The 12723-nt window shown below is 38.8% G+C and carries 8 protein-coding genes; all 8 read left to right on the top strand.

All coding sequences use genetic code 11. The features are described 5' to 3' along the window. Nucleotides 1-9: 9 nt before the first annotated feature. The 8 genes from CXF85_RS18810 (at nt 10) to CXF85_RS18775 (ending at nt 12651) form a co-directional block, all read left to right on the top strand. Entirely contained in the window at nt 10-1905 is a 1896-nt protein-coding gene (locus CXF85_RS18810) for a beta-ketoacyl synthase (RefSeq protein WP_101230175.1), read from the top strand. A 132-nt stretch (nt 1906-2037) separates the two neighbouring features. Then, nucleotides 2038-2913 (top strand): DMT family transporter, encoded by an 876-nt coding sequence (locus CXF85_RS18805; RefSeq protein WP_101230174.1) that lies wholly within the window; start codon nt 2038-2040, stop codon nt 2911-2913. Nucleotides 2914-3471: 558 nt separating this feature from the next. Further along, on the top strand, nt 3472-6420 hold the full coding sequence (locus CXF85_RS18800; RefSeq protein ID WP_101230173.1) for a TonB-dependent receptor: 2949 nt from the start codon (nt 3472-3474) through the stop codon (nt 6418-6420). A gap of 203 nt (nt 6421-6623) precedes the next feature. Then, nucleotides 6624-8573, top strand: coding sequence for a DNA topoisomerase III (locus CXF85_RS18795; protein ID WP_101230172.1), 1950 nt, complete (start codon nt 6624-6626; stop codon nt 8571-8573). Nucleotides 8574-8909: 336 nt separating this feature from the next. Continuing rightward, nucleotides 8910-10139, top strand: coding sequence for a cation:proton antiporter (locus tag CXF85_RS18790; RefSeq protein ID WP_101230171.1), 1230 nt, complete (start codon nt 8910-8912; stop codon nt 10137-10139). A gap of 22 nt (nt 10140-10161) precedes the next feature. Then, nucleotides 10162-10647, top strand: a complete 486-nt coding sequence (locus CXF85_RS18785; protein ID WP_198555698.1) for a potassium channel family protein — start codon at nt 10162-10164, stop codon at nt 10645-10647. Between the two features lie 120 nt (nt 10648-10767). Continuing rightward, nucleotides 10768-11625, top strand: a complete 858-nt coding sequence (locus CXF85_RS18780; protein ID WP_101230170.1) for a PA4780 family RIO1-like protein kinase — start codon at nt 10768-10770, stop codon at nt 11623-11625. Between the two features lie 255 nt (nt 11626-11880). Continuing rightward, on the top strand, nt 11881-12651 hold the full coding sequence (locus tag CXF85_RS18775; protein ID WP_101230169.1) for a substrate-binding periplasmic protein: 771 nt from the start codon (nt 11881-11883) through the stop codon (nt 12649-12651). The last annotated feature ends 72 nt before the right edge of the window (nt 12652-12723 follow it).

The following is a 12723-nucleotide window of genomic DNA, read 5'->3' as shown; positions in this document are numbered from 1 at the left end:
GATTATTACATGACACGTTTACCTTTAATAATTGGCATGGGCGGTATTAATGCTTCAGGTCGTACTTCGTTTCATCAAGGCTTCCGCCGTATAGTTATCGACAAATTAAATGCACAAGCACGCCAAGAAACTTTTGTTGGCCTAGCCAGCTTAATGAAACTAGTCAGCAGTCAAGATGGCTCTTTAGTTGATGTTGAAGGTAATACTGTTCTAGCTACTGAGATAGAAGCTAAATTTGGTCAACAAATTCTTGCTGGGACATTAATTCGTAAAATTGAAAAGAATCATTTTGATCCTGATGCGACTCACTGGCATCAAAAAATGAATATCAGCCCTACCGATAAACATATTACCTTTGAATTACGTGCTAAGGAATTACCTCAGCCAGTACCCAATTCATGGATTGTTACCGACTTAGGCGACAAAAGAGTTTCTGTTGAAATCCCAGAGCAATTAACCATTACTCATGACTCGTATCGTGACAACCCTATTAAAGCAGCGGGACAGTTTCCAACAGGATTTGATCCTGCCGATCTCTACAGTAGTCGAAACCATCCTCGCGGCTTACAAGCAACAATATTTGCTGCAACCGATGCTATTCACTCAACCGGATTAGCGTGGGATGCAATTTTAGCTAAAATTAGTCCTGATGAAGTCGGTACCTATTCAGCTTCCATTGCGGGACAGATGCATGACGAAGGTTTTGGTGGCTTAATTAAGAGCCGCTTAGCTGGTTCTCGTGTTAGTACTAAGCAATTAGCACTGGGCTTAAATACTATGTCGACCGATTTTATCAATGCTTATGTTACCGGCAATGTCGGTACAACGTTTACTAGCTCGGGTGCTTGTGCAACATTTTTGTATAACCTACGCGCAGCGGTACATGACATAGAAGCTGGCCGTACTCGTGTCGCTATTGTTGGCAGTAGTGAAGCAGCAATCACACCAGAAATGATTGAAGGCTTTGGCAACATGAGTGCACTAGCCAATGAAGAAGGCTTAAAGAGACTTGATGGTACTGATACTGCTGATCATCGCCGAACCAGTCGTCCTTTTGGTGAGAATTGTGGGTTTACCATGGGCGAAGGCGCACAGTTTATCGTCTTGATGGATGATGCACTTGCCTTAGAAATGGGCGCAAAAATACTTGGCTCTGTTGCCGATGTATTTATTAATGCTGATGGTTATAAAAAATCAATTACCGCGCCAGGCCCAGGTAACTATATTACCATGGCTAAATCTGTCGCTTTAGCTGAACAAGTATTAGGTAAAGAAGCACTGCAAGAACGTAGTTTTATTTTGGCGCATGGTTCAAGTACCCCTCAAAATCGCGTTACTGAGTCATTAATTTATCACAAAGTAGCTGAGTGTTTTGATATCAAAAACTGGCCTGTAGCTGCACCTAAAGCTTATGTGGGTCATACATTAGGTCCCGCAAGTGGCGATCAAATGGCGATGGCATTAGGCATTTTCAGCGATAATATTATGCCAGGTATTACCACCATTGATGAAGTTGCGACAGATGTTCATAACGAACACCTAAACATTGCTACTGAACATTGGCATTGTCCTGATATGGATATTGCTTTTATCAATTCAAAAGGCTTTGGTGGCAATAACGCAACAGCTACCGTGTTTTCTCCAAAAGTCACGTTAACTATGATGGCAAAACGTTATGGCACTGAAGCAATGGAAACGTATCAGCAAAAATTAGTTTCAGTAGAGCAAGCGCAGCAGGTTTATCGTGATAACGCTAACAAGGGTCAATTTGATTTGATTTACAAGTTTGGTGAAGGTCTTATTAATGAGGCTGATATTGAGTTAACCAGTGATAGCTTAACTTTCGCTGAATTCAAAAATAGTATTGCGCTACCGAGTAAAAACCCTTTCGATGATATGGTCTAACCACATCGAGTAAGTTGTGAGCTTGCCAATTCGGTGAGCTCTCATCTTATTTACCCCTTCATTAATTTTAAATGCACAATCAAATCACTTCTCCTCACGCTATAACTTCCTCAAACAAAGATAAGGCAATAGATGACTCGACTACGCATAATCCTAATTACGTTTCTATCACTACTAGCCTTTGCCGCTAATTCACTGATAACTCGCTTTGCTTTACAAGAAACATCTATTGATGAAGCGAGCTTTATTATGTTGAGAGTCGTATCTGGGGCATTATTTTTGTGGTTATATTTAAGCTGTAAGAAAAATAACAGGGCATACAAGGCTGGAACATGGTTAGCCGCTTTTTCCTTGTTTATATATGCCGTTAGTTTTACTTACGGTTACGGATTGATTGCGGCTGGAACGGGCGCTTTATTACTCTTCGGCTCGGTACAAATCACTATGACCATTGCAGGTTATCGTGAAGGTGAACGACTTAATGTGATACAAATAACGGGCTTCGTTCTTGCGCTTATTGGACTAGTAATATTAATGCTACCTGGCATAAGTTCGCCTTCTATTATGGGAGCATTGTTAATGTGTATATCGGGGGTTGCTTGGAGTATTTATACCTTACAAGGAAGAGGTGCTAGTAGCCCAGCCGCAAGCACAGCTGGAAACTTCATAAAAGCGGCACCCATGGCAATACTGCTATGGGTAATAATTTATCTATCAACAAACAACATCATCAATTTAGCAAGCGACGGTGTTATCTATGCACTGTTGTCAGGTATTTTCACCTCAGGCATTGGTTACATTATTTGGTATAGTGTCTTACCTGAACTAAAAGCGACTCAAGCCGCGATTGTACAATTAAGCGTCCCCTTATTAGTCACTTTATCGGGTGCTCTACTGCTTAATGAAACTATTACCCTGCGTGTCGTATTCGCTTCAGCTGCTATATTATTAGGCACAGTATTGGTGCTAACTTTCAAGAAAAACAAACAAAAACCTATCAAACTGTAGCCTATTACAGAAAGAAAGTGGCACTGATAAATAGCAACACAGTTAATTCACCCTCATTATTGCACTGCTTTTCCTACGATTACTAAAAATCACCGAGTAATCATTATATTTTTGTACGTTCAAAAAACAATCAGAAAAACATAGCAAGTATATTCCACGCTAATGTCGCTGTATTTAATTTCGAAAACATAACTCAACCCGTACTATATCCAAAAAAGTTATAAGCTAAGAGTATTATATTCTAAGAGTTCTGTATGCTTTAAATATTTTTCACTCTCCCTACGCCAGCATATGCTACTGCTGTCTTTCTACTAATAGAAAGTAACTTTCTTGACTCACTCTTATGTTATTTATATTACTATTAAAGTAATTAATTGTAGATAATATACAATATAACGTATATAAATGTAATTGTACTACTGTGTTGTTAGCTTGAGAAACACCACTACTGACAAGTGAAAAGTACAAGGGAGCTAGTCAGGTAAGGGAATAAATAAAACCAAAAAATTATAAAAAATATTATAAAAATAAAACAAAAAACAATACAGGTATAACAAAATGATTAAATCAAATTTCAAGGCACGTAGATCACTAGCTGCAATTGCTGTTGGTACCGCATTAATGCTATCTGCCCCTAGCGTAATGGCAGCTGATGCTTTTAACGGCTCAGTAAAAGGTGTTGTAACTAACACTGATAATCAAGTAACCCAAGGGGCGGTGATTACTCTCGTCCATAAAGGTAAAGGCATTACTCGTACCATTAAGACCAATGAAAAGGGTGAGTATTCTTTAAGAAAACTTCCTATTGGTGAATACGAGATGACTATCGTAAAAGATGGTTATAACACTATTGAAAAGCACGACTTAACGGTAACTGTTGGTGGTGCTATTACCTTTAACGGCATGATGCTTTCAAGTTCAAATACTGATGCAGATGTAGAGCGCATTTCAGTAGTTGGTTCAAGAATCAGTCGTGTTAATTTAGAATCATCAACGGGCGGACTTATCATTACCGCTGGCGAATTAGACAAAATGCCGGTTGAGTCTGGCTTTGAAGCCATGGCTTTATTAGCACCGGGTACTACCAGCAACTCTGAATTTGGCGGCGCTAGTATTGGTGGTTCTTCTTCTGCAGAAAATGGTTACTACCTAAACGGTATTAATATTACTTCTATCAAAACAGGTATTGGTTCAATCTCGATGCCGTGGGAAGCTATTGCGCAAACAGAAATAAAAACTGGCGGTATTGATCCAGAATTTGGTGGTGCATTAGGTGGTATTGTAAACGCGATATCTAAATCAGGTTCAAATGAATTTGAATTTGGTGGTTATGCACGTGTAGACCCAGAAGCAACTCGCTCACATCATAACAACCTTTACAAAAACGACGGTAGTATGGACGTCAATACCGCCCAAGATGAATCAACGTTTACTCGTTTTAATATCTGGGCAAGTGGTGCATTAATTGAAGACAGTTTATTCTTCTACGCTTTGTATGAGCCACAAAAAAAGGATTATAAAGCGGCTAAAACCACAACTTTAGATAACGGTGAAACAACCTCTGATCGCTATTTTGGTAAGTTAGATTGGTACATCAATGATAATCACTCTGTTGAATTCACTGCTATAGGTTTTGACGAAAAAGGTAGTGGTGAAAGTTTCGAAAATGATCCTATGACTCAAACCGTTGGCAAGTCGAAAGGTGCATATGCATCTAGTACCGGTGGTGATGTTTACGGTTTAAAATATACTGGTCTATTAAACGATGATATGTCGATTGAATTGGTTGCTGGTCGTACTACCGATGAAACAAACAATGTTGTTGTTAACACCGATCCATTAGTATGGTCAAAATTAACTGATACATGGCATAAACTTTCATCAGAGACAGCAAATAATGTCACCGAAAGTGAGTTTGTTCGTGATCAAGTTCGTTTAGATTTTAACTGGACACTTGAAGATCATGACATAAAAATGGGTGTTGATTATACCAATATTGATGTCGATTTTACGGAATGGCCAAACGGTGTTCCTGGTCGTGAAGGCTGGTGGGAGGCTAGGAAAGCAACAGGAGCTGGCCATGATGGTTTACCTGAAGGCACACCATATGTTGATCAACGTATTCGTACTGATTATACAGATTCTGACGTAACATCAACTGCATTTTATATCCAAGATGTTTGGACTGTAACCGACCAGTTAGTGTTAAATGTTGGTGTACGTTATTCTAATGTATCTAACACTATTTCTGATGGTAGAAAATACGTTGATGTAAAAGGACAAATCGCCCCTCGCGCCCAAGTAAACTATGACTTATTTGGCGATGGTGGAACCAAGTTGTTTGCTACTTACGGTCGTTACTTCCAACCAGTATCAGCTAATATGAACATCACTCAAGGTGGTAGCCGTAACGATCATCATGAATACTACAATGTTGGTCAAGTGGATGCCAATGGCGAAGTTGTTTTACTTGCTGACGGTTCACCATCTACAGGTGACAATATAGGTTCATATACTGTTCCTGCATATCAAGAACCGGACCTAATCGTAGCATCTAACTTAGAATCTATGTACACAGATGAAATTACTTTTGGTTTTGAGCAAGAGTTAATGGACGGTGATATGGTACTTGGCATGCGTGCTATCTACCGTGACCTAGGTCGCTCTATCGAAGATACTGATTATGGTCAACCTATTGCTGCCTATTTTGAAAAAAATGGCATTGTCTCTGACGTTACTCCAGGTTATGTATTAGCTAACCCAGGTCAAGACTTTGAAATGCAGTTTGATATGGATGGCGACGGTGTAAAAGAAACATTAAGTATCCCTAAAAGTGAACTTCAATTACCAGAGGCTGAACGCCAATATGGCGCTTTAGAAACAACATTAGGCGGCATTGCCGGTGATAGTTTCCACTATAATGCATCTTATACATGGTCACATGGTTGGGGTAACACTGAAGGTTTAGTTAGAACCGATAATGGTCAGGCCGATCCAGGTTGGACTACCTCTTATGATTATGCTGATTTAATGGATCATTCAAATGGTAACTTACCAAATGATCGTCGTCATGCCTTTAAGTTTAATGGTTACTACGAAATTACTGAAGCACTAACACTTGGTTTTAATGCACGCATCGTTTCTGGTGCTCCAATGAGTAAGTTTAGCATGCATCCTGATGGTGTAGATAGCTGTGCTGCTGGTAATGTATGGGCTAGTTGGTGTGGTTCTCAATGGTATGGTGATGCATCTTTCTATGATGAAGACGGAACTCCTGTACCTCGTGGTACAGCAGGTACTACAGACTGGACTAAAGAGCTTGATTTAAGTCTATCTTATAACGTTGAAGTTGGTGGCGGTGATTTATTGCTAAAAGCAACAGCTTATAATGTACTTAACTCTGATGACCAACTTTCTGTTGAAGAAGTTGCCGGAGCGGACTGGGGTAATACTACAGGTCGTGTAGGCGCTCGTTACATGAGCTTTGAAGCAAGTTACCGTTTCTAAAATTAACTAATTATACAGAATTTATAGTTAGTTAACGAAAGTAAACGATTCAAAACCAGTTTAACTGCACTCAATAATTGAGTAATAGTTAAACTGGTTTTTTTATATCAAACTTTACCTCAAATCAAAACAAAGCTGTACATAAAGACAGTGCGCATTCTATAATCAAAGACATCAAAACTTAGCATGCTGTTTAAATACTATTGAAACTCTATATTGCCGAAAAACCCAGTTTAGGTCGCGCTATTGCAGCTGCATTACCTAAGCCACAAAAAAACCATAAAACCCATATAGAACTTGCTAATGGTGATGTGGTCAGTTGGTGTATCGGCCATATTCTAGCGCAAGCAGACCCTGAAGATTATGACGCTGAATTAAAAAAATGGCGCATGGAAAGTCTGCCAATAGTCCCTGAGCAATGGCAATTAAAACCAATCCCTCGTACCCGCGCACAATTGACAGTATTGAGAAAACTAGTAAAACAGGCTGATGAAATTATTCACGCCGGCGATCCTGACCGAGAAGGACAGTTACTTGTTGATGAAGTGATTGATTACTTTAAATTATCGAAAACCAAAAAAGCTAATATTCAACGATTGCTGATTAGTGATTTAAACTTACCTGCCGTTAAACGAGCACTTAACTCACTAAAACCCAATAGTGACTTTATGCCATTATCTATTTCTGCCCTAGCTCGTTCGCGCGCTGATTGGCTTTATGGTATTAACCTCACCCGCGCTTATACATTGCAAGGACAAAAAACCGGTTATCACTCGGTATTATCAGTTGGCCGCGTACAAACACCGTTATTAGGTTTAGTCGTTAGGCGCGAGCAGGAAATTTCACAATTTGTCAGTAAACCCTTTTTCCAAGTACAGGCTCATATTGCGCTAAGCTCAAATGAAGCTATCGCTTTTACGGCAAAATGGCAGCCAAGTGAAAGCTGTCAGCCTTATTGTGATGAAGAAGGTCGCGTGGTGGTAAAAGCGTTAGCGGCAAATGTCGTTAACCGTATAGATAACCAACCTGCCACTATCAGTAATATTGAAAGTACTGAAAAACAGCAAGCAGCCCCTTTACCGTTTAATTTGTCACAACTACAAATCAGTGCTGCTAAGCAATTTTCGATGAATGCCAAACTCGTGCTTGATGTTTGTCAGGCATTATATGAAAGGCATAAGCTGATTACTTACCCACGTTCAGATTGTCGCTATTTACCTAAAGAGCAACTCAAACAAGCAAAAGGCATTGTTAATACACTCGCGCAATCATCGCTACCTTGTAATAAGCCAGCACAAGAGGCGAACACCGCTTTGGTGAGTAAAGCCTGGAACGATAAAAAAATCACTGCTCATCATGCGATTATTCCTACCGAGAAATCACCTGAGAACATCAACTTAAATACCTTTGAAAAGAATATTTATTTACTGATTGTGCGCCAGTATTTAGTACAGTTTTATCCTGCTTATATATACCAACAAACCAAAGTACATTTACTTATTGCCGGCGGACATTTTCTCACTCAAGCAAAAATGGAGAAACAGCTAGGCTGGCAAGTACTTTTCCCTAAAAGCAAAAAAGCACAAACCTCAGATAATTTAAAGCAAGGATATGATCAAGAGCAAACATTGCCGGCTTTAACAAAAGGACAGATAGTACATTGCAAACAAGGCGAATTGGTAGAAAAACACACCTCGCCGCCACAGTCTTTTACCGATGCTACCTTGCTCGGTGCCATGACAGGGATCTCTCGTTATGTCAGTGATCCAGCCATCAAAAAAGTACTGAAAGAAACCGATGGTTTAGGTACCGATGCGACTCGCGCCGGCATTATTGATTTACTCTTTAAACGTGACTTTTTAAAACGCCAAGGCAAAGCAATAACCGCAACAGAGGTGGGTGTTGCGTTAATCAACGCTTTACCCGAAATGGCCACCCTGCCCGATATGACAGCGCAATGGGAAGCTACGCTCACCGCAATCAGTGAGAAAAATGCTAGTTACTTGCACTTTATGCAACCGTTAACAAATATCGTCACCGAGATGGTATACGGTGCTAGCCAACAATCATTTTCAGGGTTACCTAAAGTCGCTTTTAAGCCGAAACGCGGCAAAAAAACATTTCAAAAGAAACCAGCTAAAAAGGCAAGCTAACACTTGCTTTTACCTCGGCTATTTACCAATTGGCAGACTAAAGAAAGATGCTCTGCCTAACCAATAAACAGCCAAAGCTCATCCATATATAGTTCTATCTTATCCTGACTAAACAACCTAAAAGACTTTAAGTTAAAGTATTGTAATAAATAGATATTAATAAATTAAAAAGGGATTTTTGATGTTGATAAATATTTTTTATCTAGTGAAAATATTACACTTTTATATCTAGATGATTTATTGTTATTACATTCATAGCCAGACTGTTTCGATAATAATTGTTTTACCAAAATAGCCGAGACAACTTACCTGCCTTTATAAAAATGAAAATTAAATATGCATGAACATATGATTATCTTAGTTATTGCGATATTGGTGCTGTTATATGGTTATATATCCCAAGGGCTAAGTCGATTGAATATATCTGGTCCAATGGTCTTTGCAGGTTTAGGTTTATTAATTTCGCCATTGGGTTTAGATATTGGCCAAGTAGATATTCATGCTGATTTTGTCACCATAATTGTTGAGATTGCGCTGATCTTAGTGCTGTTTAGCGATGCAGCGCTGCTTTCTTTAAAGTCACTGCGCCATTCATGGCAATTACCCGCTCGTTTATTATTAATAGGTTTACCGCTGACCATTATTGCCGGTACCTTCATCGCACAAATGATATTTCCGAATGAACCAACAATAAATATGCTATTACTCGCGCTATTACTTACGCCAACTGATGCGGCATTAGGTAAGGCTGTAGTCTCAGATGAACAAATACCTAAAGATATTCGTTCCACTATTAACGTAGAAAGTGGCCTTAATGATGGTATTGTTTTCCCACTAGTGATCACTGTTGTTGCGATGATTTTAAGTGGATTAACTGAAACCAGTGGTGGTGATTATCAATGGTTAGAGGGGGTATTTATCCAAATCAGCGTTGGCGCTTTAGTCGGCGCTATAATTGGTTATTTGGGCACTAAGTTATCCCAATTCAGTGTCAGTAAAAACTGGATGGTTGCTAGCTATCAAAATCTCGTGCCTATTGCTTTAGCTCTCTTGGCCTTTTATTTAGCTGAGACCTTTCTTGGTAACGGCTTTATCGCCGCTTTCTTTGCTGGTTTACTCGCCGGTAATACTTGCGAACAAACACGTGAACATATTGAAAATTTTGCAGAGAGTGAAGGCGAGTTATTAGTCCTTATCAGCTTCTTCCTGTTTGGTTTAGCTTTTGTGCCTAACATTATTGAATATGTTACTGTTGACGTTTGTATCTACGCATTTTTGAGCTTAACCGTATTACGTATAATTCCGGTAATCATTTGTCTGATTGGCGCTAGACTCACCACAGCTAAACTGGATTTTTCCACCATGATTTTTATTGGCTGGTTTGGGCCTCGTGGCATTGCCTCTATTCTCTACATACTTATTGTTGCTCATGAAATGGGGTCAGATAAAGGTTTAGAAACCGTTTACGCCACCGTGATGGTAACCGTGTTAATGAGTATTTTTTCTCACGGTATCAGTGCTCAACCACTCGCCAACTGGTATAGTAAATACCACAAAGATAACTAAAAAACACAGCACGAGACCCTCTATGATTATTCTGCAAAGCGCCATGGAAAAAAGTAACTTATTTAAAGTTGATGAATTTGGCGTTAAAAACTATAACTACGGCATATTGGCTGTAGTCTCTTTTGCCTTATTTGCATTCATTAATATCGGTTTAGGTTACATCACCTTTGTAGCAGAAACTGCCGTAGTCGGTTCTCCGGTAAAAAATTATGCGGATGCTTTTTGGCTTATGCTAATGTCTTCAACCACCATCGGCTTTGGTGATGTTTACCCTATTACATTAGCTGGACGTATCGCAGTTTTTGTTATGTTTATTCTTGGTGTTGGTATATTAGGTGGTGTTGGTGCTATTTTTGCTAATAAGATTTTTGGCTTTGCTGATACTAATATCAAAAATCGAGAACTAAGAAAGCAAAATGAAGAGATTTTACAACAAAATAACAAAATATATCAAAAATTAACAGTATTAGAAGAGAAGTTAGAATCGTTTGAAAAAAAGGCCAAATAGCTTATTTTTAAAGGCTTGTTAGGTGAGGTATGACCATCTAAACGCTTGCCTATAGCCGCTATAAAAATAACAAATTAGATTTTACTATCTTCCTTACTCTATCTAATGTATAACAGCCCCATGAAAATTCCAAAACGTATATTGCCTCTCGTAGAAGAAGGCTTAATTGATGAAGTGCTCAACCAATTGATGAGCGGAAAAGAAGCTACTGTGTATCGTGTTCGTTGTGGTGATGAAATTCGCTGCGCGAAAGTATATAAAGAAGCGACTCAACGTAGCTTTAAAAAAGCATCCCAGTACACCGAAGGTCGAAAGGGCCGTAGTAGTCGACGTGCTAGAGCAATGGAAAAAGGCTCTAAGTACGGTAAGAGTCAACAAGAGACCGCTTGGCAAAATGCTGAAGTGGACGCCTTGTATACCCTTGCTGAAAACGATGTACGTGTGCCACAGCCTTATGGTTGCTTCGATGGTGTATTACTCATGGAGCTAATTACCGATGAACAAGGTGATGTCGCGCCACGTCTTAATGATGTTGTCATGCCTGCCGATCAAGCCTTAGAAGATCATGCCTTAATGATGATTTATATCATGCGCATGCTTTGTGCAGGCATAGTACATGGTGATCTATCTGAGTTTAATGTTTTAGTTGATGCTTATGGTCCCGTTGTTATTGATTTACCCCAAGCGGTGGATGCCTCGGCTAATAACAATGCTAAATCGATGTTACTGCGTGATGTCAACAATATCACTAGCTATTATGCACAATTTGCCCCAAATTTAGCCTTAACAAAATTTGGTGAAGAAATGTGGGCATTATATGAAGCGGGTGAATTAAGCAATACTACTAAATTAACTGGGCAATTTGCTGAAGATACACAAAGTGCGGATGTTGAAACGGTATTAGCCGAAATTCAAGCCGCCTTTGAGCAAGAGCAAGATCGACTTGCTTACCTTAAAGAAGCTGCAGAGCAAGACTAACCCAGCTTATAATCGTGATAGCTTTATTCGTTAAGCTATCACCTTCTTTTGCCCTCAAGTTCCACATAAAACTTATCAATCAACACTCAAAGACCTAATTTCATTATGTTTTTAGTTATAGTGCAACTCATTAATAGACTTATTCAATAAAACTTAAATCGAGATTTGAGAGCTGACTTTTCACCAAGTAAAGCGTATACCTTATGAGATACGCTACACTATTAACTAGGTCGCTCATTTATCCGTAAAGTTATTATGAAATACTTTTACTGCTGTTTGTTTATTCTCACACTTTTATCTAACATTGCCATGGCCGAAACGGGCAAGTTGAATGTTGCTGTATTTATTGAACCACCCTATGTTGATTTAGTCGCAAAAAAATTAGTCGGTGAGAATATTGACATAATTAATCTATTAACTAAATCTATTGGCTTAGAACCCGCTTTTATTCAATGCCCATTCGTACGTTGTTTAGCAATGACTAAAAGTGGCCAGGCAGATATGCTATTAGGTTTAAGTAAATCAATAGATAGAGAAAAAGATCTTATTTTCCTTAACCCTCCTCATTTTAAACAGAAAAAGCCTTTACGATTTTTCACATTAAAAGAAAAAAAACAAACTATACAACACTTTAGCGATCTAAATTCATTACTGGTTGGCACATTACGGGGCGCCGCTTATTTTCCACTATTTGATGAAAACCAAACAATAAAAAAAGTAGAACTCACGTCAAGAGAGCAACTGGTTAGCATGTTACTCAAAGGTCGAATTGATACTTTTTTAGAGAGAGAAGAAACGGTATTACCTTTGTTATCAACAACCGAATATCAAAATAAATTTACCATGGCTGATTACCAATATAATAAGACTATCAATAGTTATATTGTTCTTTCCAGACACTCAAAGGCTAGACGTTACGCCAATGAATTATCACAAGTATTAGCGAAGATAGTATCTGACGGCACGATTAAAAGAATTAGAATGAAAAACCGAGAACGATATCAAACAGACACTAACACGAAGTGATTTTTCAGAAGGGTTGTCGCTAGCGTCAGCTTCAGGGTTTTTTTAATAAATACTTTATGAATGAATAAATTA

It is taken from the genome of Colwellia sp. 75C3, from assembly GCF_002836255.1.
In the GTDB taxonomy this organism is placed as follows: domain Bacteria; phylum Pseudomonadota; class Gammaproteobacteria; order Enterobacterales; family Alteromonadaceae; genus Colwellia.
This window is presented reverse-complemented; position numbering and strand designations above follow the sequence as displayed.